The following is a 24,924-nucleotide window of genomic DNA, read 5'->3' as shown; positions in this document are numbered from 1 at the left end:
CGGGGCTGTGTGAGACTTCCGTCCCATGATGGGGCATGAGGACACGGGAGAGGCCCAACGGGCGGACTCCGCGGTGACGTTTGGGTTATTGGCCGCGTGGGTTCTGCACGACGCGGAGGAGGTGGCCGTCACGCCTCGATGGCTCCGCGCCCGCGTGCCAGAACTGCAAGCTTCCGCAGGTTCCGGAACGGCTGTGGCAGCGCCTGGAGTCCATCGACGAGCGGGAGTTCGCGACAGCCGTCGCGGCCAGGGGCGTGCTGATCACCGCCGCTGCCGCCGACGGGTACCGCACGGGCGGCCGCTCGGCGTTATACCAGACCGCTCCGAACGGCTTCGGGCTCCACGGCCTGGCACACCTAGCCCAGGCCGCCGCCGTACGCGGTACCCCGGGTGCGGCCACCTCCCTGCTGGTCGTCATCCCCTTCTCCCTCTGGGCACGCGGCGGACTTCGCCGGGCCGGAATGACCCGGCCGGCGCGAGCGGCCGACGCGGTCCGCGGCCTGGCATGCACGGCGACAGTCGTCGGCGCGTCGCACGCGCCGGCGCGGCGGGTCTGCGGCGGAGGAGCATCCCGGGGGCGGAGAACAGGCCCGGCCTCACCCGGTGAGACCTGAAGACCCGGCCCGCCGGCCACCGTCGGGCACCGGACCGCCTATGAGTCATGCCCACGTGCTGGGCCGGTTCACGGTCGGTCCGCCCTGCGATCAGTCGGCTTCCGGGCCGTGAAGGAGGCAATGGTCCTCGTCGTTCCCTCATCCGGTTCCTGCAACAGGCGTGCGGTGACTTCGAGCCCAGCCCGGGTCAGGAGCTCGGTGATCCGGTCTGCGGGCAGCAGATACGACCCGAACGAGACGGGGTGACCGCCGTAGGCGTGTGTCGGGCGCAGATGCTCACCGCTTCCCACGTGGCCGACGAGCAGCAGATGTCCACCCGGCGCCAGGGTCCGGTGGAACTCGGCGAACACGACCGGCAGCATTTCGGGGGGGGCGTGTGGTGGGTGGAGTAGTAGGCCAGTATTCCGCCGAGCGCGTCGTCGTCCAGCTCCAGCGCGGTCATGGAGCCCACGGTGAACCGCAGGTCCGGATAGGCCCTCCGAGCCAGCTCGATCATCTCCGGCGACACGTCGATGCCGCACACGGGTACGTCGAGGCTCGCGAGATGGGCCGTGACCTTTCCGGGGCCGCACCCGAGGTCCGCGACCGGTCCTCGGTCGGCGGCCCGCACGAGTTCGGCGAACGCGGCCAGCATCGCGCGTGACAAGGGGTCCAGCTCCGACGGGTCCTTGACGCGCAGGACGTACTCGGCGGCGACGGTGTCGTACGAATCCCGGACTGCGGCGAGATAGGAGGGCTCAGTCATAGGGGGCGTCCAGTACTCCTGTTCGGTTCGCGAGCTGCCCGGTGGGTCCAACGGCAACAGCATGCGGCGGTGCCGACTTCGGTTCGGGGGCGCTGACGATCAAGCGGGGCGTACACCAGATGTGTTCAGTCCTTCACGCCCGTTGGCTTCCGTATGCCTCGATGCTTGATACGCGCGATAGGCGAGCGGGCCTCGGAGCGCCTTGCAGCCGGGATCCGACCGAGCTGGGTTGATCCGGGCAGGAGAGGTCCACAGGTGCTCGGGCTCGGCGAAGAGGACCACGGCCGACCATTCACAGTGCCACCCTCAGAAGTCGCCGGTACCGGTGACCTCGGCTGAGCCGATGGTCCCGGGGTGGATGGTCACGGCCCGACCGTCTGACTGACGAGTACCGAGAAAAACGCAGCTGTGTCGCGGCCACCGGTTGGGTGAGCGGTGCGGGTGATGGTGCTGTCCAGGGACGCGTCCACGGCGCGGACGATGCCGAAGTCGATGACGCGGGGGCCGTCGACGGTGAGCAGGATGTTGGACGGCTTGAGGTCCAAAACGGCGCCGGAACGCCTCGTGCTGGGCTCCCTCCGGGAGATCCGTGCGGACGAGTTTCACCGCCACGGTGGCCGCGTCGGCGCCGTCCTCCTCACGGGCGAGATATACGCGTCCCATGCCGCCCGCGCCAAGCCTCGACAGCACCCGGAAGGGGCCGATGCGCACGGGATCGCCGGGGCCCAGCCGGTCCATCGTCTCCCGCCCCCCGTCGCTCCTGATCAAGCCGTGCGCGATCCTTGCACGGCGGATGAGAGTCGCGGGGCTTTGCCGGGAGTCCATCCGGCCACGGGTCCGTTGGTGCTATGAGGACCGGTCGTCCCACTCACCGCTCGGCGCGGAACCGGGCTTCCGACAGATGCGGATGGCTACCCCGTCACGCGACCGAGGGACGACCACCCGCAGACTCATCCGGAGTCCGGTCACCGTCGTGCGGTGTGAAGCGGAAGGCCGAGGTGTCGCCGTCGAGGTCGATGGTGAGTGATGCGTCCAGAGCCTTGGCCAAGCGGGTCAGCAGCGGCAGGGTCGGCACGGAGTCACCGCCCTCGATGCCGGAGATCTGCGGCTGATTCATGCCCGCGCGACGGGCCAACTCGGCCTGGGAAAAGCCGAGTTCGCACCGTCGATCGTAGACCGCCTGCCCCAGCGCGAACGCGTAGCCGGCTTCGACGTAAGCGGGGGACTCCTCTGCCGTCTCCCCCAGGAGCTTCCTGGCCCGCCGGGTCTTCCACTGTGAGTGGTTCACTGGCCTGCCTCCTTGTTGCGGTCGTAGATGTGCCCGGCCGGACCGTGGTCCGCCTCACACTCCTTCTGCATCCGTCGAGCCCGCGATACCTCCCCCACCTCGCGCTGCCTGGTCTTGCGGAAGACCGTCAACAGCACGATGCGCCGTCCGGGCGCAAGCCAGTACGTGATGCGTACCGCATTGCCTTCCATGACCATGCGCAGCTCGCGCAACTTGCCGCCGAGGTGACGCGAGTAGGGCTCACCGAGCGTATTCGGATCCTCCGCGAGCATGTCGACCAAGCGCTCGACTCGGTCGTACTGGCCATCCGTCAGGAGTTCCAGCCACTGCCGGACCTCCGGTTCGGTCTCGATCTGCCAGGCTTTCCCCACGACGGCAACTATACAGAAATTTATATAGGACGTGGCCGCCACTGCCGAGCCGGTCACCGCCACCAATGACTGTGGCCGCAGGCTCGCAGTCCGCCGCCCCTGCCGGCCCCCGTCACCCCGCGAACGGGGGCTGCGGGAGGCCCTGGCCCGCGTCGGGGAGAACGAGGAGGGAGCCGGCCAGGGGTGGGGGCGGTGGCCGACGCGGGCCGTGGTGATGTACAGGTCCGTGAGGTCCAGGCCGCCGAAGGCGCAGGCCGTGGGGCGGCGGACGGGGAGGGGAGGGTGCGGTCCAGGCGGCCGTCCGGGGTGTAGCGGCGGATCGCGCCGCCGTCCCACAGCGCCACCCAAACGCAGCCGTCGGCGTCCACGCACAGCCCGTCCGGGTAGCCCGCGCCGTCCTCGATCTCCGCCAGGGTGCGGCGGCCCCGGATGTCCGGGCCGGCGACGTCGAAGACGTCGACGCGGCGGGTCGGTGAGTCGGCGTAGTACATCAGCCGTCCGTCGGGGCTCCAGCCGGTGCCGTTGCTGACGGTGGAGTCCGGCAGCACCTCGACCGCCGTGCCGTCCGGCGCGATCCGGGTGAGGCTGCCGCCGCCGGGGTTCTCGTCGTATGTCATGGTGCCCGCCCAGAGCGAGCCGTCCGGCGCCACGGCCGCGTCGTTGCCCCGGCGGTTCGGCACCGGGTCGTGGTGCAGCCAGGAGAAGGCGCCCTCCGGGGAGAGCAGGGCCACGCCGTCGCGGAGGTTGAGCACGAGGCCGCCGCCCGCGCGCGGCTTCACGGCGCCGACGTGCTGTTCGGTCGTGAAGACCGTACGGCGGCCGGTGGCCGGATCGTAGCCGTGGACGCGGGAGGAGAGGATGTCGATCCAGATCAGCCGGCCCGTCGCCGGGTCCCAGGTCGGCCCCTCGCCGAGTTCGGCGGTCTCGCGGACGGCCACCTCCGGGCGGGGATGCCGGGCCGTGCGGCCGGGAGTCTCTGTGCTCATGGGCGGCCACGGTAGCCGAGGCGGTCCGACAACTCGGCCGCGCCCTTGGCGGCCAGCTCCGACAGCTCCGCGTGCCGCTCCTCGCTCCAGCGGATCATCGGTACGGAGATGGAGAGCGCCGCGACGACCGTGCCCGCCGAGTCCCGCACCGGCGCGGCCACACAGCTGACGTCCGGGTTGGACTCCCGGTGCTCGACGGCGATCCCGCTCTCGCGGATCGCGGCGAGCTGGCGGCGCAGGACGGTGGGCGAGGTGATGCTGTTGTCCGTCATCGCGGTCAGCGTCCCGCCGTCGGGGAAGAGCTGCTTCAGTTCGGTCTCGGGGAGCGAGGCGAGCAGCATCTTGCCGACGGAGGTGCAGTGCGCGGGGAGCCGGCGGCCGGCCGCGGAGACCATGCGGACGGCGTGGGTGCTGTCCACCTTCGCGATGTAGATGACGTCGGTGCCCTCCAGGATCGCGACGTGCACCGTCTCGTCGCAGGTCTCGGCGACGCCCCGGGCCACCTGCCGGCCCTCGGCGGCGAGGTCGAGCTGCTCGGCGTAGCGACTGCCGAGCTGGTACGGGCGGACGCCGAGCCGGTAGCGGCCGGGCTGGTCGGGGACGGCCACGAGGTAGTTGCGGGCGGCGAGCGTGGTGACCAGCTCGTGCACGGTGGTGCGCGGCAGTTGCAGCTTGCGCGTGATCTCGGGGGCGGAGAGCGTACCGTCTCCTTCGAGGAAGAGCTCCAGGATGTCCAGGGCTCGGGTCACGGCGGGTACCAGGCGTCCCATAACCGCTCACTCACCTACTTCCGGCAGTCGCTTCCGTCAGCGGCGGCGCCCGGAACGGGACGTTCGAAACCCCGGCCGTTGATCGGTATGACGAACGCCAGCCTAACCGTGGGCGGTTCGGGCGGCAATAAGCCTGGTCGTCACCGTCTCCGGGCTTTCCGGCTCCGGGGCTCTCGGGCTCCGGGGCTCTCGGGCTCCGGGCTCTCGGGCTCTCGGGCTCCGGGGCGTTCCGGCCGCGCCGGGCCGTCAGCCGTGCCGCCGGATCCCGCCGCACCCCCGGCGGCCGCTCCGCACCCGCGCGCTGGGGGACGATGGGGACCATGAGCCGTCCCGAACCGCCCGCCGACGCCCCGGGTCCCGACGACAGCACCCGGCCTGCCACCGGCACTCGATCCGACAGCGGCACCGACGCCGGCGCCCGGCCCACCGAGCCCGCCTTCCCGCATGACGCCCCTCCCCGCCCCTGCCCGGTCCTCTCCTGTTCCAGCTCGTGCTGCTCCGGCGGATGGCCGACCACCAGCCCGGCCTCGTCGAGGACGCCCTGCGGGAGCTGGGCGAGAGCCGGGCGGTGATGCGCGAGGCCAACCGCCGCTGGCAGGCGATGGTGCGCTCGCCCCGGGCCCGCGGCGCCCTGGCGCGCTACCGCTCGGTGCTCGGCCCGCCGGAGTCCCGTGCCCCGCGCCGCATCGGCGACCTGGAGTGCGAGGCCCTGCGCTGGCGTGTGCCGCTCTGGCCGGATCTGCGGTTCGAGGTGCTGGCGGCACCGGGCGGCCAGGTGTGGAACGAGTGGCTGGTCCGCGCCCCGGGTGCCCCCGGCCCCGTCCTGCGGACGCTCGGTGATCTGCGTCCCTGGAGCTGCACGGTGGACGAGGTGGCCCGGGCCTTCGCCCCGGCCACGCCGATGGAGGGCTCGGCCCCGACCCGCTGGCGGCTGGCGTTCACGGCACCGGACGCGGCGACCGGTGAACGGCGCCGGGTGATCGCCGAGTTCACCTGGGGCCTGCTCCAGCGCCTGCCGGAGCGCTGAGCGAGGGCCCGGGACCTCCGGGGTCTCCGGGGCGGCCGGTGCCGCCGTGCCGGAAGCCCTGGTACCGGTTTCCGCGGAAGCTCGCCTTCCCGTGCGATTTGACTCCGCGGCGGAAGTCGGCGGAAAGTCGGTGGGTTGACAGCCGGAGACGCCCGCCGAAGTCCTTCGACCGGGTCCCGTACACAGAAGGACGGTGCAGCGGTGGCGCGGATCGAGCTGGGCAAGGTGGTGGCCCTGGCACGGGAGGCCGCGGACGAGACCCTGGCTCCCCGTGCGGCGGAGACCGACGCCGGGCAGCGGTGGCCTCAGGAGGGCATGGCCGCGCTGCGGCAGCGGCTGGGCGGGCTGGTGGTGCCCGAGCGGTTCGGCGGACTGGGGCACGGTCTGCTGGCCGTGGCGCAGGTCGGCGAGGTGACGGGCCGGGCCTGCGCGTCGACGTCCATCTGCTTCGGCATGCATCTGGCCGGTTCCGCCGTGATCGCCGCCAAGGCCACCCCGGAGCAGCAGGAGCGGTATCTGCGGCCGATCGCCGCCGGGGAGCATCTGACGACGCTCGCCCTGTCCGAGCCGGCCACCGGCGGCGAGTTCTGGCTGCCGCAGACGCGCATGGAGCACAGCCGTCCCGGCCGGCTGCGGCTGACCGGCACCAAGAGCTTCGTCACCAACGCGGCCCACGCGGACTCCTATGTGCTCTCCGCGGTCGCGGCCGACCCCGGTATCCCGCCGGGCCTGTTCTCCTGCGCCGTGCTCGACGCCGGCACGGCGGGCCAGGTGTGGGGCGAGCCGTGGACCGGGTTCGGCATGCGCGGCAACTCCTCGCGCTCCCTGGAGCTGCGCGGGGTGGACATCCCGCAGTCCCGTCTGCTGGGCGAGGAGGGCGACCAGATCTGGTACGTCTTCAACGTCGTCGCCCCGTTCTTCCTGATGGCCATGGCCGGCACCTACCTGGGCGTCGCCGCCGCCGCTCTGGAGGAGGCCCGCGCCCATCTGCTGCGGCGCCGGCACGCCCACTCCGACCGGGCCCTGGCCTCGCAGCCGGTCGTCCAGCACCGGCTGGGGTCGATGTGGGCCCGGGTGGAGCGCACCCGGCGGCTGATCTTCCACGCGGCCGTCGAGGCGGAGGCCGGCGGCGCGGAGGCGCTGATGGGGCTGGCGTCCGCGAAGGCCGAGGTCGCCGAGGCGGCGGAGCGCGTCATCAACGACGCCCTCACCCTGGTCGGCGGCATCGGCTACGGCCAGGACTCCGCCCTGCACCGGTTGCTGCGCGACGCCCGCGCGGCCCATGTGATGGCCCCGACCACCGACGTGCTGCGCATCTGGACGGGCCGTGCCCTGCTCGACGAACCGCTGCTGGAGGGATGACGGTGCCGCCGGACAGACCCCGCGTCCTCCTCGTCGGCGTACTCCCGGGCGCGGTGTCGGCGCTGCAGGCGGTGCTCGGCCCGGGAGCCGACGTTCTCTTCGTCCCGCCCGAGCAGCTCGCGGACCACACCCAGGGGGTGCGCGGCGAGCGCCGCCCCACGCTGGTGGTGCTCGGCCAGGAGCTGCCGTCCCCGTTCGGCCTCGTCCACGCGGTGCGTCCGCACCCCGCCGACCTGGTGGTGATCGCCGTCTCCACCCCGGAGACCGAGGGTGATCTCGCCGCCCTGCCCCTGCTGTTCTCCGGCGACCGGGCGCGCCACCTTCCCGCCTCGCAGGCGGACCGGCTGCCCGGGGTGGCCCGGGAGATGATGACGGCGCTCGGCCGGCAGCGCGCCTATACGACGGTGCGGGCCGCGGCCCAGTACCGGCTCGGCGCCGGCACGGCGATCAGCCGGCAGATGGGGGACCACCTCTTCGGCGAGTTCCTCACCCAGGCGCCGGTCGGCGCGCTGATGCTGGACGCCTCCGGGGCCATGGCCGCCTGGAACAACAAGGCCGCGGACATCCTGGACCTCGGCGAGCCCGAGTCGCTCGGCCGGCCGCTGGCCTCCCTGTTCCCCGAGACCCTGCACGCCCGGCTGGAGGAGCATCTCGCCTCGTCCGGCGGAGAGCCCGGCGCCGACCCGGGCGCGGTCTTCGAACGTCTCCGCCCGGACGGCGCGGCGCAGGCGCTGCGGCTGGCTCCGCAGCAGGTCCTCGACCCCGAGGGGCGGGAGCGCCGGCTGCTGCTCGTCGAGGACATCACCGAACGGCTGCGCGCCCAGCGCCAGCTCGCCGAGCGGACGAGCCACGCGCTGCTCAGCGCGGAGGTCGCCGCGGCCATGACCGCTCCGGGTCCGCTGCCGGAGCGGCTGGAGCGGTGCGTCAAGGCGGCGGTGAACCGGCTGTCGGCCGTCTTCGCCTGCGTCTGGGCGGTGCGGACGCCCGCCGGTGACCGGCTGGACCACACGGTGTGCGCCGACGGCCCGGCCGACGGGCCGACCCCGGCGCACGTCCGGGTCCGCCGGGCGCTGATGGAACGCGTCGCCGCCGAGCGCCGGCCCGCCCTCGACGAGGTCCCGGGCGAGGACTCCACCGTCTGCGTGGGGTATCCCCTCGTCTCCGGCGGGGAGTTGCTGGGGGTGCTCGCCCTCGGCAGCACCGCCCCGCTGTCGTCCGCCGCCTCCGGCACCCTGGAGGGCATCGCCGACCAGATGGCCGTGGGCATCCAGCAGGACCGCCTGCTGCACCGGCTGCGCGCCACCACCCAGGCACTCGAACACCCCCTGCTGCCGCCCCACCTCCCGGCGCTGCCCGGCTTCGACCTCGCCGCCCGCTACCACCCCCACGGCAGCGGGCTGCACATCGGCGGCGACTTCTACGACGCCTTCGCCGCGGCCGACGGACGGCACGTCCTCGTCCTGGGAGACGTCTGCGGCAAGGGGCCGGCCGCGGCCGCCATCACCGGCCTGGTGCGCCACACCCTGTGGGCCGCGGCCCAGCACACCCCCGACCCGGCGCACGTCCTCGACCTCGTCGACCGGGCCCTCCGCCGTCAGAAGACCCCCTTCTGCACCCTGGCCTACGTCGTCGTCGACACCACCGTGACGCCCACCCGGCTCCACCTCGCCTCGGCGGGCCACCCCGCCCCGCTGCTGCGCCGGGCGAACGGCGGCACGACCGTCCTCGACGTGCGCGGGCCGCTGCTGGGCGCCCTGGGGCAGGTGCACCACCCGGTGACGGAGACCGAGCTGCTGCCCGGCGACACCCTCGTCCTCTACACCGACGGCTTCACCGAGGGCGCGGGCTCGTACCACCAGCGGGAGTCCGAGGACCTCGCCGCCGTCGTCGCCAAGCAGCCGCCCCCGCCCGGCACCGCGCGTCCGGCCGACCACATCACGGCGGTGCTGATGGAGGAGGCCCACGCCTGGTGGGGCGAGCGGCTCCGCGACGACCTGGCCGTCCTGGCGCTCACCGCCCTGCCGCCCGTCCCCGCCGCCGCCCCGGAGGGTTCCGCGGCCGGCTGAGGCCCCGGACGGCCGGGCGGCGGGCGGCGGGCGCCGTGACGCCCGGGCCGGGTGCGCGGGCGTCACGGCGTCTCCCCCGGTGGGCCGGGCGCCCGTGGGGTCAGGTGGTCGCGGCGTCGAGGAGGGGGATCAGGTGCTCCTCCTCGTAGACCAGATGGCTGTCGAGTTCGGCGGTGAGGCGGTCGAACTCGGGGAGGACGGCGGCCGGGTCCGCGTCCCCGGCGGAGACGAGGTCGCGGAGGGTGTCCAGCAGGGCCGCGATCCGCTCGTGCTCCCGGTACAGGCGCTCCGTCACCGGGGCCAGCCCCGGGTTCTGTTCGGCCACGGCCGGGAGCATCCCGGCGTCCTCGTTGGTGTGGTGGCCGTGCAGGTTCTGGCAGAACGTCAGGCAGTTCACGCGGAGCTGGGCGCCCAGCGCGCCCGGCCCCGAGTCCGCGAGTTCCCCGCGGATCAGGGTGAGTTCGCGGCGGAAGGCGTCGTGGACGAGCTTGAGGGCCGCGCCCCAGGACGACGCGTTCGGGCGCGGCGGGCCCGGGAGGGGGGTCAGGGCGACGACCGGCAGGGTCCGTCCCGCCCTGGTCTGGTAGTCGGCCCAGCCCTGGTCGGCCTCGGCCGCACGGGCGAAGAGGTGGTCCCGTTCGGCGCCCTCCAGGACGGCCGCCCCCGCCTCGTAGGTGAAGACGCCGTCCTCGACGGTGACGCGGGGGTGCGCCAGGACGTTGCGGTACCAGTCCGGGTGGTGCGGTGAGCCGCCGGCCGAGGCGATGACCAGCACCCGTTCCCCGTCGGGCAGGCAGCCCAGCGGAGTGGTGTGCTCCCGGCCGGACCGCGCGCCGGTGGTGGTCAGAAGGATGAGCCGGGCGCCCTCGAAGGGGCCGCCGACGCGGCCGCCGGCGGCGCGGAACTCCTCGATGATCTGCTGGTTGAAGTCGTTCGGCATGCTGGGGTGTGTCTCCGGTTCTCCGGCGGGCGCCGCCGCGGGCCGTCGGCGGCCGGACGCGTCCGTGTGCGTCAGGTGCCGGGAGGCGGGCGGTCGCCGCCGGTGAGTGCGTGGGATGAGGGTTGCCGTCCGGCCGGACGGGCCGGTGGCGGAGTCCCGGCCGGGTCCCCGGTGCGGCCGCGCGGTGGAGCGGCCGCGTCGGAGGACGGGCGGGGAGGCGCACCGTTCGGGCGGTGCGGAGGAACGCCGGGCAACGGCGGCGCGGAGTGCGCGTGCGTGCGCGGGTGCGCGTGAGCGCGGTGCACGGCGGCCGCCGGGCGGAGCGGGCAGGCGGGTCTCTGGCCCGCCCCGTCCTCACCTCGTGGCCGGGTGCCTCACTCGTGTGTGGCCCATGGCCGACCCGGTAGTCACGTGGGGCAGTCTCCCCGGAGCGGCACGGCGGAGGCAACGCTTCCGGGCGGTTTTCCCGATGCCGTGCGCCGGCGGGCGCGCATCACGGCCCCGGCGCACGGCGGAACGGCGGTCCGCTCGGCTCCCCGCGATGAGGGGCCGTGCGGACCGCCGTCCGTGTCAGTGCTTCCCGGGCTCCCGGATCCCGGGCAGCGGGTCAGGAGCGGTTCTTGAAGTACTCCCGCGCCTCCGGCAGTTCGTGCGCGTCCTCGACCAGCACCGAGCCGCCGACCTTCTTCGGGTCGGGCTTGGAGATGTACGAGGCGTACGTCGCGGGCTGCGAGGCGTCGCTGAAGTCCTGCGTCACACCGAAGCCCTTGTGCTCGCTCTGCGCGCGGTGCGCCTTGACCAGGCCCTCACGGGTGAGGTCCTTGGCCTCGCAGGCCGCGCGGAGGTCCGCGTCGAGCGCCGTGACGGCGCTGTAGCCGGAGAGGGTGCCGGAGTCGACCAGTTCCTTGGGGTACTTCTTCTGGTAGTCGGCGACCATCTTCTCCAGGTCCGGCAGGTCGTGGCTGACCGGCGGGGTGGCGCTGACGATGTGCAGCATCTTCTCCAGGGCCGGGCCGGCCGGTGTCTTCAGCAGCTGCGGGGCGTAGCCCGGGGCGCTGGTGAGGACGGGGACGGTGAAGCCCTTGGCGGCGGAGACGCCGACGAGCGAAGCCGTCTGGGTGGGTCCGGCGCTGATGAGGACCGCCTTGACCTTGGCCGCGCGCAGGGCGGAGACCTGGGCCGACAGATCGGTGTCGGTGGGCTTGATCTTCTGCTCGACGACGGTCAGGCCCCGCTCCTTCGCGGCGGCCTTGGCGCCCTCCAGGGCGCTCTGCCCGTAGTCGCCCTCGAAGTAGACGTGGCCGATCTTGTCGCCCTTCTTCACCCCGGCCTCGCGGTTGAGGAAGTCCACGGCGTTGATCATGTCGATGTCGTAGGTGGTGCCCAGGACCTGGATGGCGTCCTCACCGAGCAGGGACGCGGCCCACGCCATCGGATAGGTGAGGATCTTGTCCTTCGCCACGCTGTCCTTCAGCGCGGCGACCACCGGCGAGCCGATCACCTGCGGCATGGCCAGCACGTCGGGCGAGACCTCGGTGTAGGCGGAGCGGGCCTTCTGCACGTCGTAGCCGTGGTCCTTGACCACGATCTCGATCTTGCGGTCGCAGATGCCGCCGTCCTTGTTCACGTCCTCGGCCCACATCTTCTGGGCCTGGACGATGCTCTTGCCGAGGGTGGCGTACGGACCGCTGAGGTCGGTCAGCGCGGCGAGCTTGATGGTCTTCCCGGTGACACCCGGACCGGTCTTGACTCCGTCCGCGCCGGCCTTGCCGCCGTCGGACTCCTGGGCCTTGGTGCTGCAGCCGGTCCCGGCGAGGGCCAGGGCGACGACCGCCGCCGCGACGGCGGCTCTCCTGCTGTGCTTCATGAGGTGGGCTCCTGGGTTTCGTTGGTGGTACGGGGACGGACGCCGGTACGGAAGCGGCGGAGCTTGCCGCTGTGCAGCAGGCCGCTCAGCCCGCCGGGGGCGCGGAGGAGGATGAGGACGATGGCCGCGCCGTAGAGGTAGCGGGCGGCGTCTGCGGGGCCGACGGCGTTTCCGGGGGCCCCGGGCGGCTCGATCAGCGGTAGCTGGTCGGCGTAGCGGGCGATGACGAGCGGCAGGGCGCTGACGAAGAGCGCGCCGACGGCGGCGCCTCCGACCGAGCCGAGGCCGCCGATCACGATCATGGCGAGGTAGTCGATGGAGAGCGCCAGGCTGAAGTAGTCGGGCACCACGGTCTGGGAGATCAGGGCGATCAGCGCGCCGGCGAGACCGGCGTACATCGAGGAGACGATGAAGGCGCCGGAGCGGTAGCGGGCGACGGGCACGCCCAGCACGGCGGCGGCCACCTCGCTGTCGCGTACGGCGGTGAGCGCCCGGCCCGAGCGGCCGCGCAGCAGGTTGTGCGCGGTCCACCAGGCGAAGGCGAGCAGCACCAGGGCGAGGTACCAGAGGCGTTCGGTGGCGCCGAAGGGCACGCCCAGCACGGCCAGGTACGGGTCGCTGCCGGTGAAGGAGAAGCCGAAGATCTCCATGGGCGGTACGGAGCGGCCGTTGAAGCCGCCGGTGACCGGCTCGGCGTTCAGCATCACATGGTGGCCGAGGAACACCAGGGCGAGGGTGGCGACGCCCAGGTACATGCCGCGCAGCCGGCCGGCGATGGGGCTGAACAGGCCGCCCGCGAGGCCGGTCAGGGCGACGGCGAGGAGGAGCGCGAGCAGCGGCGGCAGCCCGGGGCCGGGATCGCCGCCGAACCAGGCGTAGCCGTAGGCGCCGACGGCGAGGAAGAAGGCGTGGCCCAGGGAGAGCTGGCCGGTGCTGCCGGTCAGCAGGTTGAGGCCGATGGCGCCGATGGCGGCGGCCATGGCGAACAGGCCGATCTGGAGCCAGGCGGCGTCGAGGTAGAAGGGGAGGACGCAGAGGAGGAGGGCGGCGGCGAGGGGCAGGACGCGGGCGGGGTGATCCGCCGGCCGGCCGGGGCCGGAGCGGCGGCGGCCCGGGGCCACCGCCGGCGCCGTCGCCGGGGCCGCCGGGGGCGGGCCCGGTCGCCGGCTCGGTCGCGGTCGCGGCCTCGGTCACGGTGCCGGCCGCCGCCGGGGCGGGCTCGGCGCGCTCGCCGCCGGCGGTGTCCGCGGTGGCGTCGTGCTTGTCGGTGGTGCGGTCAGACACGGACGGTCTCCTTCGTACCGAGCAGCCCGGTCGGGCGGAACATGAGGACCAGCACCATCACCGCGTACGGTGCGACGTCGCTGAAGCCGGAGCCCAGCGCGGAGAGTTCCGTCTGGTAGCCGGCGCAGAGGGCCTCGGTGACGCCGATGAGCAGGGAGCCGAGCAGGGCGCCCGTCGGTGAGGTCATGCCGCCGAGCACGGCGGCCGGGAAGGCGGCCAGCGCGATGTGCCCGGTGGTGCGCTCCAGTCCGGCGGACGGGAAGGCGGTCAGGAAGACCGCGGCGATGGCGGCCAGGGCCCCGGCGAGGCACCAGGCGAGCATCCGGATGCGTTCCAGCCGGATTCCCATGAGGGCGGCGGCCTCCCGGTCCTCGGCGGCGGCGCGCAGGGACAGGCCCCAGGAGGTGAAGCGGAAGACCGCGAAGACGGCGCCGATGACGAGGACGGCGGCGACGATCGAGGCGAGCCGGCTCTGCGCGACGGTGACGCCGGCGAACTCGACGATGCCGTTGCCCCACGGGTCGCCGAGGCTCAGCAGGTCGCCGCCGATCCGGCGGGCCAGGTCGGTCATCAGAACGATGTCCACACCGATGGTGATGATTGTCAGGGTGTGGGCGGCGTGCGGATCCGTGTTGCGCAGCAGCAGCCGTTCGATGGCGGCGGCCACGGCGGCCGTCGCGACGACGGCGACGGCCAGCGCGGCGGCGAAGCCGAGCCGTTCGTGCAGGACGGCGGTGAGGTAGCCGCCGAGCAGCAGCAGCGATCCGTGGCCGAAGTTGAAGACGGCGGATGCCTTGAAGATGATGACGAAGCCCAGGGAGACCAGGGCGTACACCGAGCCGAGGGCGAGCCCGTTCAGCACGATTTCCGCAGCCGTGCTCATGCGGAGTGCTCCTCTTCCTGTCGTTCCTGTGAGTCCGGGCCCGGGTCCGGGCCGGAGCCCGGCTCCGGGTCCGGATCGGGGTCGGGGTCGGGGTCGGGGTCGGGGACCTCTTCCCTTCCGGTGCCGAGGTAGGCCCGGAGCACGGCGGGGTCGTGGCGGACCTCGCCGGGCGCGCCGCCGGCGATGCGGCGGCCGAAGTCGAGCACCGTCACGGCGTCGGCGAGCCGCATGACCAGGCCCATGTCGTGTTCGACGATGAGCACGGAGAGGCCGAGCTCCTCCCGTACGGCCCGGACGGTCTCGGCGGTGCGCTGCCGCTCCGCGCTGTTCATCCCGGCCACCGGCTCGTCGAGGAGCAGCAGCCGCGGCTCCAGGCAGAGGGCGCGGGCCATCTCGACCCGCTTGCGGTCGCCGTACGAGAGCAGAGCCACCGGGGTGTCGAACAGCCGCCCGAGACCGACGAGTTCGGCGATCTCCCGGGCACGCTCCCGGTGGACCCGCTGCTCCCGTACGGCCGAAGGCAGCCGCAGGGCGGTCGCGGCGAAGCCGGCCCGGGTGAGGACGTGCCGTCCCAGCATCAGGTTGTCGGCGACGGTGCCCGCGGTCATGACGATGTTCTGGAACGTGCGGGCGATACCGAGGGCGGCGATCCGGTGCGGGCGGAGCCGGGTCAGCTCGTGGTCGCCGAAGCGGACGCTGCCGCTCGCCGGGCGGCAGACGCCGGAGAGGACGTTGAAGCAGGTGGACTTGCCGGCGCCGTTGGGCCCGATGAGGGCGTGGATGCTGCCGGGCTCGACGGTGAAGCCGACGCCGTCGAGGGCGGTCAGTCCGGCGAACCGCACCGTGACGTCCTCGACGCGCAGCGGGGGTGTGACGGTGCCGGGGGTGCCGGTACCGGTGGTGCCGGTGGTGCCGGTGGTGCCTTCGGCCCCGGTCGTCTTCCCGGCGGCCGCCGGACTCGTGCTGTGCCGCTTCACCCCGTTCACCGCCCCTTCTCCACGCCCGCCGCGACGGGCTCCTGCCGGGGGGTCTCCTCGCCGAGGTAGAGCCGGCGCACCTCGTCGGTGCGGGCCAGCTCGGCGGCGGGTCCGGACAGCCGGACCTCGCCGACCTCCAGGACGTACGCGTGTTCGGCGAGCTCGAGCGCCATGGCCGCGTTCTGTTCGACGAGGAGCACCGAGGTGCCCTGCCGGTTGATCTCCGTGACCACCTCGCCGATCCGCGCCACCATCTGCGGGGCCAGGCCGAGCGACGGCTCGTCCAGGAGCAGCAGCTTGGGGGCGGCCATCAGGGCGCGGCCGATGGCGAGCATCTGCTGCTCGCCGCCGGAGAGGAGCCCGGCGCGCTGGTTCGTGCGTTCGGCGAGGCGCGGGAAGAGTCCGAAGACCCGGTCGCGGGCGGCGTTGTCGCGGCGGGAGCGGTGCAGCCCGAGGCCGCCGGCGCGGAGGTTCTCGTCGACGGTCAGCGCCCCGAAGACGCGGCGTCCCTCCGGTACCTGGACGACTCCGGCACGGACGGCGGTCACCGGGTCGGAGCCGTTGAGCTTCCGGCCGGCGTACTCCACGCTTCCCGCGGTGATCGCGCCGCGGTGCATCCGCAGAGTGCCGGAGACCGTGCGCAGCAGGGTGCTCTTCCCGGCACCATTGGCGCCGAGCAGGGCGACCACGCTGCCGGCGGGGACGGTGAGGGTCACACCCCGCAGAGCGCGGACGGACTGTCCGTAGGACACGTCGAGGTCCTGGATGTGCAGGGCCTCGGGAGAGACATCGGGCATGGATTCTCCTCGGGGTCCGCGCGGGGGCGGTTCGGGGGAAGTGACGGATACGACAACACGGCGCCGGAGGCGGGTACAGGTCAGTCGGCCAGGTCGGGTCCCACTCCCAAGGGCCGCCCGTACCCGTTGTGCGTCCGCCCAGAGGGGGAGTGCCGCGGACCACGGCGTTCCGCGACGTGCCAGGAGGGAAACCGCTCGTCGGAGCGGCCGGCCGGGAAGGTGGCGAGGCCGTCCTCCTCCGGTTCCGCCGCGCCGTGGCCGCCGTCGTGACCGTCGCCGCCGCCCTCACCGGTGCCGCCGTCGCGCCACTGTCCGGGGCGGGAGAGGACGGAGCCGAGCCAGCCGAGGAGGAAGCCGGCCGGGATGGTGACGATGCCGGGGGTCTGGAGCGGGAACCACGCGAAGTCGCGGTCCGGGAAGATCGACACCGGCAGGCCGGAGACCCCGGGGCAGAAGACCGTCAGCACGGTCAGCAGCACCGTCGCGCCGTAGAGGCTGCCGTACATGCCGACCGTGGTGAAGCCGCGCCAGAAGAAGGTGTAGACGAGGGTCGGCAGCAGCGCGGAGGCGGCGACGCCGAAGGTGTAGACGATCAGCACCTGGGCGTTCCAGCCCTGGGCGGGGATCGCCAGCAGCACCGCCGTGGTGCCGACGCCGAGGACGGCCCAGCGGGCGTACCGGACCTCGCGGCCGCGGGACAGCCGGCCCCGGAAGACGGTCCGGGCGAGGAGGTCGTGGGCGACGGTGGTGGCCGCGGCGAGGGTGATGCCGACGACGGCGGCGAGGACGGTCACGAAGACGGCGCAGGCCACGATCGCGAAGAGCAGGCTCTGGTCGGCGGCGCGCGCCCCGCTGTCCAGGACCCGGGTGAGCGCGAGCAGGGCGGTGCCGCCGGTGTGGTCCTGCCGGTACAGCTCCTTTCCGCCGACCAGGGCGGCGGCGCCCATGCCGAGCACCACGATGGTCACCATGAAGCCGGCGACGGTGCCGACGGCCCACCGCATGGATCTGCGGGCGGCCTCGGCCCCGCGGTGGGTGTAGAGCCGCATCATCACGTGCGGCATACAGGCCACGCCGAGGAGGAGGGTGAGGTCCAGGCTGAGGAGTTCCACCCGGTTCAGCGCGGAGCGGCCGAACTGGACGCCGGTGGTCCAGTAGCCGTCCCCGGCCCCGCTGTTCCGGGCGGCGGTGGTCATCAGCCGGAAGGGGTTCCAGCCGAAGCGGTGCAGGACCATCGCGGCGAGCACGGTGGTCACCAGGGTCACCACCACGATCTTCATGATCTGGACGAGCCCGGTGCCGCGCATGCCGCCGAAGGCGACGTAGCCGACCATCAGCAGGCCGACGAAGACCGTGCTGATCGTGGTGGCGGCCTCGCCGGGCAGGTCGAGCAGGGTGGTCATCATGATTCCGGCGGCGGCGAGCTGCACCAGCAGGATCGGGAAGGTGACGATCAGCGTGACCAGCGCGATGGCGATCCGCGCGGGCCGCTCCCGCAGCCGGCGGGCCAGGATGTCGCCGAGCGTGTAGTGGCGCGGCCCCTCGGCCAGCGGCCCGGCCAGCCGCAGCTTCAGCAGGTAGAGGGAGAGCACCGTGGCGGCGGCGCTGAGCAGGCCGTCGGCGCCGGTGAGGGCGATCGCCCCGGTGGTGGTGAGCACGGTGGCGGCGGAGATGTAGTCACCGGCGATGGCGAGCCCGTTCTGGGCGGGGCTCATCCCGCCGCTGCCCGTGTAGAACTGGGCGGGTTCGTCGGTGTCGGTGGCCGCGAGTACGCAGAGGAGGAACGAGATGGCGACGCAGGCCGAGAAGATCACATAGGCCAGCGTTCCGGCGTCGAGGAAGGCGGAAGCGGAAGTCACCCGCGTCACGACAGCAGCGGGCCCGGCGGCCGTACAGGCGGGGACCGCACCTCGGTGACCGGGCCCAAGAGGGCCGCGCACGGACTGTGCGCTGTCACACCGTGCGCCATCGTCCGATTACGGAATGACTGTTCGGGCGCCGGGGCGAGCGTGCGTACGGGCCGGCGGATGCCGGGCGGAACGGGCGGAGGCCCGGAGCGGCAGGTCGGCGGGGCCCGTGTCCGAGCACGCGGGAGCAGGGAGGCAGGACCCCCGGCCGGACGATCCCGCGTGCCCCGCGCGCCGCGCACGCGCCCCGGGGACGGACGGCACGGACGGCCGTCATCCGGGGCGGCGGCAGCGGGCCGGCCGTACCCGAGGAGCCCGAACGAACTCGTCCGGACCGGGAGTCGCGGGCCGGCGCCGGGCCCCCGGGTCGCGGACGTGCCGGCGGCGGAGCTCCGGGTTCCGCCGCCGGGCGGGCGGCCTCAGACCCGGAGCAGCCGGCGCGCCGTCAGGGCCAGGGAGAGTTCGACCACGTCCTGCGGGCTGCCGAGGGAGCTCCCGGTGAGCTGCTCGTAGCGGCGCAGCCGGTTGAGCACCGTGTTGCGGTGGCAGAACAGCCGGGTCGCGGCGCGCACGGCCGACCCCTGCGCGGCCAGCCACACGGTGAGTGTGTCCAGCATGATGTCCCGGTCGGAGGGCTCCAGTTCGAGGACGGGCCCCAGGACGCGCTCGGTCAGCGCGGCCCCGAGCTCCGGGGAGGAGATGACCAGCGCGGCGGGCAGATGCTCCTCCAGCACCGCCACATCGCCGTCCCCGGCGGCGCAGCGCAGCGCGTTGGCGGCCAGTCTGCGCGCGTCCCCGACGGCGGCGAGGCCGTCGACCACGGAGCTGATCCCGGCCCGGCCGCCCGGGGGCGGTTTGATGCGGGCGGCGAGTGCGGCCGGGCTGCCGTCGCCGACGAGGACGATGCCGTGGTCGGCGTCGGCCCCGGTGTGCCAGACGACGCTCATCCCGTCCGGGACGGACAGCGGCTCCCCTCCCCCGTACGCGGCCCGCCGGCCGCCGGTGACCACGACGACGGCGTACCGGCCGGCCTCGGGCAGACCGAGGGCGGCGGCCACCTCGGGGAGGTCGGAGATGCGGGTGGTGCCGTCGAGCAGGGCCTCGGTCATCAGCCGGCGCCGGTTCTCGCGGCGCCAGGTCAGCTCGCGTTCGACCTGGCGGTAGGCGTCGGACACCAGTCCGCAGTGCTCGTCGACGAAGTTCCACACGTCGGCGGCGACATGGACGAGGAGGTGCGCGTCCTCCGGGTTCCGTTCGCTCGCCGCCTCGACCAGGCCCTGCCAGACGACCGAGCCGCCCAGCCGGAAGGCGTGCAGCACGGCGTCGAGCGGCATGCCCTGCTCGGCGCGCTCGGCCCCGATCCGCCAGGAGCACTGACGGGCCGACTCGCGGGACTCCTTGGGCCGCAGCAGGGAGCCGACGTTGTGACGGAGGGAGCCGTGGACCTCCTGCCAGAGGTCGTCCGGATCCGTGGTGGGGGCACGGTAGGCGGGCTCCTGCTCGCGGAGCAGGGTGACGACACGGTCGGTCAGCAGGGGCAGTTGGTCGATGAGCACGCGGGCGGCGCGGTGCAGCACGGTGACCGCCTCGGCGCTCGCCCGCGACCGGACCGGCTCGTCCGCCGCGGGCAGTCCCGGCAGGGCCCGCACTCGGGCCCGTACGACTGGGTGCATCTCGGTCCTCCACGGGTGCGGGGCCTGGGTGGGGCGGGCCGTGGCGACCGGCCCGCCCCCGGTGTTTCCGGGGTGGTGCGTCCTCTTGCTCCAAGGACATACCGTCCGGTCGGTCATTCGTCCATACCCATGCCCGCAACCGTGTCCGAATTGCGGCCCGGCCGCAGGGCCGCCGCAGTCCGCGACAGCCGCCCCGGCCGGCCCGTCCCCGCCCGGGCCGCACCCCGGTGAGCTGCGGCGGAGCCGGTCCCCGGGCCGGGAGCGGCCGGACTCGCCACCCGGGGGACGGACCGGTCCCCGGGCATGTTTCCGGTCACGGCCCCGGCCGGGCCGCCCGTCCCCGCCCCCGGGCCGTTCGCGGTCCCGGCTCCCGGCCCGGCCGCGGCGAGCAGCCGGGGCAGTTCCACCCGGGATCTGATGCCGAGCGCGGCGAACACATTGCGCAGATGGTGGTCGACGGTGCGCGGGCTGACGGACAGCCGGAGCGCCACCTCGCGGTTGGTCGCCCCCTCCGCCACGCAGCGTGCGATCCGCAGCTGCTGCGGGGTGAGGAGCCCGGCGACGGCGGGGGCCTCGGCGGCCCGGCCGGCCTCGCCGGTGGCCCGCAGCTCGGCCCGCGCCTGCTCGGCCCAGGCTCCGGCGCCGCACCGTTCGAAGGCGACGAGCGCGTCGCGCAGATGGTCCCGGGCCGCTCCGGGGCGGCGCTTGCGACGGAGCATCTTGCCGCGCAGCAGCTGGGTGCGGGCCCGCTGGAAATCACCGCCGGCCAGGTCGTGCAGTTCCAGGGCCCGGGCGAAGAGGGCGTCGGTCCCGGCCTTCGTCACGGCTCCGGTCCCGGCCGCCGTCACGGTTCCCGTCCCGGCCGCCGGGCAGCCGCCGGTCGCGGCCGGACCGGCCGTCTCCCCCGCCCCGGCCGTCCGGCAGGGCTGCGGCGCGGATTCGGCGCCGGGGACGGCGGAGACGGCCACCCGAGCCGCCGGCACCCCGTATCCGGCCGCCGCGACCCCACCGGCCGCACCCCCCGTACCGGTCACACCGGCCGCCGGCGCGCCGGCCGGGACGGCGTGCCGCCCCGTGCGGCCGGGCTCGCCCGCCGCCGGCTCCACGGCCAGCAGCGCGCGGCAGCGGGCGAGCTGCGCCGGGGCCTGCGGATCGGCCGTGTGCGCCGTCCAGATCTCGAACTCCGGCAGCACGGCCCGCGCCACGCCCGGCTCCCCCGCCAGCACCGCGGCCTCCACCAGGTCCGGTACGGCGATCATGCGCAACGCGAAGTGCCCACGCCCGGCGCCGGTGCCCACGAGCGGGCGCAGCCGGACCAGGGCTTCGCGGGGCAGGCCCCGGCCCAGGTCCGCGAGGGCGAGCGCCCACACGGCCAGCGTGGCGGCCACCCCGAGGCCGTGCGGGCCCGCGTTCTCGCCGGCCGCCCGTGCGTGCTCCTCGCAGGCGGCGGCGTCACCGCGGAGGGCGGCGGTCATGGCCAGGGCCGCGTGGTGGTGCGCGGCACAGTTCCGCTGGCCCGCGCGGCCCGCGGCCTTCAGCCCTTCCAGGGCGTGGGCGTGAGCACGGGTGTGGCGGCCCGCGCGCAGCTCCGCGTAGACCAGGTGTTCCAGGGTCTGCGGCACGAGGGTGTCGAGTCCGCGGACGCGGGCGAGGGCCAGGGCACGGGTGTTGATCTCGCAGGCCGCGCCGACCTCGCCGAGCACCAGGGCCGCCACTCCGGCGCGGATGAGGCTCTCGTGCTCCTCGGCGCCCCGGCCCAGCCCGATCACCCGGCGCAGCGGCTCCTTTCCGTCGGTGAACCGTCCGCTCATCACCGCGCGCATCCCGTCGCAGTAGGCGTCGAGGAGGGCGCTCCCGGCCGGACCGTGCGGCTCCGGTCCGCGCCCGGCCAGCGGGGCGGGCGCGCCCGTACGGGCGGGTGGGGCGGCTGCTGTCCGTACGCGGCGGTGGCCGGTGGCTCCGCGGCCCTCGCCGGGGTCGTGCTCACCGCCGTCACCGTCACCGGCGGCACAGGCCGCGGCGGCACGGTCACCGGCCTCACGGCCACCGGCGTCACCGTCACCGGCGGCCGTGCCGCCCGGGCCGGTCAGGGCCGTGGCCCGGCCGATGTCGGAGAGGTAGCCGGTCACGTCGCCGTCGGCCCAGGCCGCCTCCGCCGCGTGCAGCAGGGCACGGCGGGCCGCCGGCCGGTCGTGCGGTTCCAGCAGCCGGGCCGCGTGCAGCAGGACCTCGCGGGCGTCGGTGACCACGCCGTCCCGCAGTTCGAGGATGCCGCGCACCAGTTCGGCCCGGCCCCGTACGGCCTCCCGGGCGGGCAGTTCACGGCCCGCCGCGAGCAGGGAGCGCGCCCGGTGGGGACGGCCCGAGAGCCAGGCGTGCTCGGCCGCGGCGGCGAGCCGGGTGACCCGGGCGTCGGTGGAGACGGTGAGTTCGGCGGCCCGGGCCAGGGCCGGGTCCGGCTGGTCGGTGGCGGCCGCCCGGTGCCGCAGGGCCCGCAGCCGGTACGCCTCGCCGCGCGCGGCCAGCACTTCGGCGAGCAGCGCGTGCGCGGCGCGGCGGCGGGCCAGCGGTTCACCGCCGTAGGCGACGCGGCGCAGCGTCGGGTGGGCGAAGCGGACCCGGTCACCCTCGGTCCGTACGACACCGGCCGTCTCGGCGGGTTCCAGGGCGGCCCCGGCGAGCCCGGCCCGGCGCGCCGCGCCCAGCAGCAGATCGGCGTCGATGCCGGCCCCCGGGCCCGTGCATTCGTGCGCGACGGCGGCCAGCAGGAGCAGCAGCCGGGTGTCGGGCGGCAGCGCCCGGAGCCGCGCGGCTCCGTCGCGCAGCAGCGGCCCGTCCGCGGGCAGCGGCTCCGGCAGCGGGGCGGCCCCGGTCAGCTGGGCCGGGGTCAGGCCGGCCACCAGGTCGGTGAGCAGGCTGGGATTGCCGCAGCCCTCGTGGAGCAGCGCCTCCCGTACGGCGGGCGCGGCGTCACCGGGCAGCAGGTCGTCGAGCAGGGCCAGGGCGTCGGGCTCGGCCAGCGGTGCCGGTGACAGGGCCGGAACACCGGCGAACTCCGGTTCGCCCGCCCGCCCTTGCTCCACGCTCAACAGCAGCGCCACGGGCGGGCCGCCGTCGAGGCGGCGCGCGGTGAACCCCAGGACGGCACGCGAGTCGGGGTCGAGCAGATGGGCGTCGTCGACGCAGACGAGGAGCGGCCCGCGGCGTGTCAGCTCCCCGAGCCGGGCGAGGAGGGCGTCCGCGACGGCACCGGTGCCCGGGCCGGTGCCCGCGGCGGCAGCGGCGGGCCGGCCGGGGCGGAGCCCGGTCGCGCGTGCACCGGCCGGCCCGGCCACCGCCTCCGGCGGCACGGCGGGACGGTTCCCGGCCGCGCCCGGCCGCTCCCCGCCACCCGGCGATCCGCTCGCCGGAACCCGGTCCCCGCCCCGGGCGGACTCCGCGCCCCGGGCCGCCGTCGTGTCCTGCCGGCCCGGGCGGGCCAGGCGCAGCGCCTCGGCGAGGGGCGCGGTGCGCGGCGTGACCGCGGGGAGCAGGGACGCCGCCGGGGTCAGCAGGGCGTGCAGGCCGCTGTAGGGGATGTGCTGTTCCGCGGCCACCGCCCGGATGCGGAGCACCGTGGCCACGCACCCGCCGGCGGGCCCCGGCGCGCGTCCGGGAGCGGGCCGCCCCGACGTCCCCGAGGCGTGCGCCGCCACCCGGTCGAGCAGGGCGCTGCGGCCGAGCCCCGGCTCGCCCACGAGCAGCAGAGCTCCACCGGCCCCTCGCTGTGCCGCTTCCAGCAGCGCGCCCAGGGCCCGGAGTTCGGCCCGCCGTCCGTGCAGGCGCCGCGGCGGTCGTCCCGGTGCCCTGCCGCCGTGCTCTTGGTTCACCGATCTCATCAGGAACTCCTCGTGTGAATCCCCCGGTGCGGATCCCCCCGGTGTGCGTCCCCTGGAACCGGCCGGCCGTTCATGCGTTCCCCTGCCGGCCCCGTTCCCCCGCTCGCGCCGTTCCTCGGCTCCCCCTGCTTCTCTGCTCCTCCGCCGGTCCGGGCGTTCCCGCAGCCCGGTCCGTCCGCTCAGCACGGCCGGTCCCGGTCAGTCCGGCAGCATCACCGCCCGTCCGGCGGTCGTCCCGTCCGCGAGCCGCTGCAAGCCGTCGGCGACGTCCGGCAGCCGCAGCCGCTCCCCGAGGAGCGGGGTCACCACGCCCCGGTCGGCGAGCGCCGTCAGTTCCCGGTGTGCGCGCAGCACCTCGGGGCGGCTCCGCCGGGCGTACAGGCCCCAGTGCAGGCCGAGGATGGTGTAGTTGCCGAGCAGCGCCCGGCTGAGGTTCGGCCGGGGCACGACACCGCTGGCGAAGCCGACGACCACGATGCGCCCCTCGAAGGCCATGCAGCGCGCCGAACCGCTGTACGCGCTGCCGCCCACCGGGTCGTAGACGACGTCCGCGCCGCGCCCGGCGGTGACCTCCAGGGCGACGTCGGCGAAGTCCTCGCGGTGCCGGTCCACGACCACGTCCGCGCCGAGTTGGCGCGCGAGTTCCGCCTTCTCGGGGCCGCCCACCACGCCGATGACGGTCGCCCCGGCGGCCTTGCCGAGCTGGACGGCGGCGCTGCCGACACCGCCCGCCGCGGCGTGCACCAGCAGCGTCTCCCCGGGCTGCAGCGCGGCCCGCCGGTGCAGCCCGAACCAGCCCGTCTGGTAGCTGATGTAGAACGCGGCGGCCGCCGTGTCGTCGAGGGCGGCGGGGGCCGGGAGCGCGGAGTCGGCCTCCATCAGCGTCCGTTCGGCGAAGGCGCCGTGCGGGAGCGCGGAGAGTCCGACGACCCGTTCGCCGACGGCCGGGGTGGTCACGCCCTCGCCGGTCCGGATCACCTCTCCGCAGACCTCCAGGCCGGGGGTGAACGGCAGCGGCGGCTTGAGCTGGTACTGCCCGCGGCACAGCAGGGCGTCGGGGAAGTTGACCGCCGCCGCGAGCACCCGGACGAGGATCCGGCCGGGGCCCGGCACCGGATCCTCGACGTCCTCCAGGCGCAGTGCGGCGACGGGTTCCCCCGGTTCGTGGACCTGCCAGGCACGCAAGGGCCCTCCTCGTATGGCCGGATCGGGCCGTCACGACACCACGGGCGCGGAACCGCGGTCCATGGCCGGGGACGAGATCGGGGCGGGCTCCCAGAAGCGGTACGCGCCCCGTTGTGCGAGCCCACAGCGGGGGCGTGCCGGACCCGCTGCGCGCCGGGCACCCGCCACCGGCCGTACCGGCGTCCCGACCGGCGCCCGGAGCCGCTTCGGGAGCGCCCGGCGGGCCGGCGCCGTCTGGGCGGCCGTCCAGACCGGCCGGCTCCCCGCTGTGCTCCGGCACAAGAGGCTCGCCCCGCCGCGCCGC

At 74.8% G+C, this 24,924-nt stretch carries 18 protein-coding genes and 2 pseudogenes; 4 read left to right on the top strand and 16 right to left on the bottom strand.

Going from position 1 to position 24,924, the window contains the following annotated elements:
- Positions 1–80: 80 nt before the first annotated feature.
- Positions 81–614, top strand: coding sequence for an HXXEE domain-containing protein (locus E4N63_RS23030; RefSeq protein WP_374112820.1), 534 nt, complete (start codon positions 81–83; stop codon positions 612–614).
- 68 nt (positions 615–682) lie between these two features.
- On the opposite strand, the pseudogene E4N63_RS23025 reads toward E4N63_RS23030, so the two are convergent.
- The 6 genes and pseudogenes from E4N63_RS23025 to E4N63_RS23000 all read right to left on the bottom strand — a co-directional run bounded on the left by E4N63_RS23025 (position 683) and on the right by E4N63_RS23000 (position 4,774).
- Positions 683–1,359: pseudogene (locus E4N63_RS23025) on the bottom strand (class I SAM-dependent methyltransferase).
- Between the two features lie 362 nt (positions 1,360–1,721).
- Complete coding sequence (locus E4N63_RS31590) at positions 1,722–1,904, bottom strand: hypothetical protein (protein ID WP_374112819.1); 183 nt, start codon at positions 1,902–1,904, stop codon at positions 1,722–1,724.
- 374 nt (positions 1,905–2,278) lie between these two features.
- Entirely contained in the window at positions 2,279–2,647 is a 369-nt protein-coding gene (locus tag E4N63_RS23015; protein WP_230241595.1) for a helix-turn-helix domain-containing protein, read from the bottom strand.
- Complete coding sequence (locus E4N63_RS23010; RefSeq protein WP_230241594.1) at positions 2,644–3,018, bottom strand: type II toxin-antitoxin system RelE/ParE family toxin; 375 nt, start codon at positions 3,016–3,018, stop codon at positions 2,644–2,646. Before E4N63_RS23010 ends, E4N63_RS23015 begins: the two co-directional genes overlap by 4 nt.
- 112 nt (positions 3,019–3,130) lie before the next feature.
- Positions 3,131–4,004, bottom strand: a pseudogene (locus E4N63_RS23005) (SMP-30/gluconolactonase/LRE family protein).
- A complete protein-coding gene (locus E4N63_RS23000) occupies positions 4,001–4,774 on the bottom strand; it encodes an IclR family transcriptional regulator (RefSeq protein WP_125623663.1) in 774 nt (257 codons plus the stop codon). Before E4N63_RS23000 ends, E4N63_RS23005 begins: the two are co-directional and overlap by 4 nt.
- A 505-nt stretch (positions 4,775–5,279) precedes the next feature.
- Between E4N63_RS23000 and E4N63_RS22995 the strand changes: the two genes are divergently transcribed.
- The 3 genes from E4N63_RS22995 (at position 5,280) to E4N63_RS22985 (ending at position 9,229) form a co-directional block, all read left to right on the top strand.
- Positions 5,280–5,801, top strand: coding sequence for a hypothetical protein (locus E4N63_RS22995; protein WP_228429878.1), 522 nt, complete (start codon positions 5,280–5,282; stop codon positions 5,799–5,801).
- Between the two features lie 201 nt (positions 5,802–6,002).
- The gene (locus E4N63_RS22990) at positions 6,003–7,163 is read left to right on the top strand and encodes an acyl-CoA dehydrogenase family protein (protein ID WP_125623662.1); all 1,161 of its coding nucleotides are present in this window, start codon (positions 6,003–6,005) and stop codon (positions 7,161–7,163) included.
- Positions 7,160–9,229, top strand: coding sequence for a SpoIIE family protein phosphatase (locus E4N63_RS22985; protein WP_125623661.1), 2,070 nt, complete (start codon positions 7,160–7,162; stop codon positions 9,227–9,229). The genes E4N63_RS22990 and E4N63_RS22985 overlap by 4 nt, the downstream gene beginning before the upstream one ends.
- 100 nt (positions 9,230–9,329) lie before the next feature.
- Here E4N63_RS22985 and E4N63_RS22980 read toward each other — a convergent pair whose 3' ends face one another.
- From E4N63_RS22980 to E4N63_RS22930, 10 genes are all read right to left on the bottom strand, one after another.
- Positions 9,330–10,169, bottom strand: coding sequence for a nitroreductase/quinone reductase family protein (locus E4N63_RS22980; RefSeq protein WP_230241593.1), 840 nt, complete (start codon positions 10,167–10,169; stop codon positions 9,330–9,332).
- Between the two features lie 607 nt (positions 10,170–10,776).
- Positions 10,777–12,036 carry an ABC transporter substrate-binding protein gene (locus E4N63_RS22975; RefSeq protein WP_125623659.1) on the bottom strand — a complete coding sequence of 420 codons (1,260 nt, stop codon included), beginning with the start codon at positions 12,034–12,036 and terminating at the stop codon, positions 10,777–10,779.
- Entirely contained in the window at positions 12,033–13,097 is a 1,065-nt protein-coding gene (locus tag E4N63_RS22970; protein ID WP_230242608.1) for a branched-chain amino acid ABC transporter permease, read from the bottom strand. Before E4N63_RS22970 ends, E4N63_RS22975 begins: the two co-directional genes overlap by 4 nt.
- Before the next feature lie 215 nt (positions 13,098–13,312).
- Positions 13,313–14,203 carry a branched-chain amino acid ABC transporter permease gene (locus E4N63_RS22965; RefSeq protein ID WP_125623658.1) on the bottom strand — a complete coding sequence of 297 codons (891 nt, stop codon included), beginning with the start codon at positions 14,201–14,203 and terminating at the stop codon, positions 13,313–13,315.
- Positions 14,200–15,066 (bottom strand): ABC transporter ATP-binding protein, encoded by an 867-nt coding sequence (locus tag E4N63_RS22960; protein ID WP_230242607.1) that lies wholly within the window; start codon positions 15,064–15,066, stop codon positions 14,200–14,202. The genes E4N63_RS22965 and E4N63_RS22960 overlap by 4 nt, the downstream gene beginning before the upstream one ends.
- Positions 15,067–15,185: 119 nt before the next feature.
- Entirely contained in the window at positions 15,186–15,977 is a 792-nt protein-coding gene (locus tag E4N63_RS22955; protein WP_125623657.1) for an ABC transporter ATP-binding protein, read from the bottom strand.
- Positions 15,978–16,057: 80 nt separating this feature from the next.
- Positions 16,058–17,836, bottom strand: coding sequence for a cation acetate symporter (locus E4N63_RS22950; protein WP_125623656.1), 1,779 nt, complete (start codon positions 17,834–17,836; stop codon positions 16,058–16,060).
- A 467-nt stretch (positions 17,837–18,303) separates the two neighbouring features.
- Entirely contained in the window at positions 18,304–19,557 is a 1,254-nt protein-coding gene (locus E4N63_RS22945; RefSeq protein ID WP_125623655.1) for a CdaR family transcriptional regulator, read from the bottom strand.
- A gap of 113 nt (positions 19,558–19,670) precedes the next feature.
- Positions 19,671–23,435 (bottom strand): LuxR family transcriptional regulator, encoded by a 3,765-nt coding sequence (locus E4N63_RS30740; protein WP_268271043.1) that lies wholly within the window; start codon positions 23,433–23,435, stop codon positions 19,671–19,673.
- Between the two features lie 198 nt (positions 23,436–23,633).
- A complete protein-coding gene (locus E4N63_RS22930) occupies positions 23,634–24,620 on the bottom strand; it encodes an NADPH:quinone oxidoreductase family protein (protein WP_125623654.1) in 987 nt (328 codons plus the stop codon).
- Positions 24,621–24,924 lie beyond the last annotated feature (304 nt).

It is taken from the genome of Streptomyces sp. MNU89, from assembly GCF_020982505.1.
Lineage (GTDB): Bacteria > Actinomycetota > Actinomycetes > Streptomycetales > Streptomycetaceae > Streptomyces > Streptomyces xinghaiensis.
This window is presented reverse-complemented; position numbering and strand designations above follow the sequence as displayed.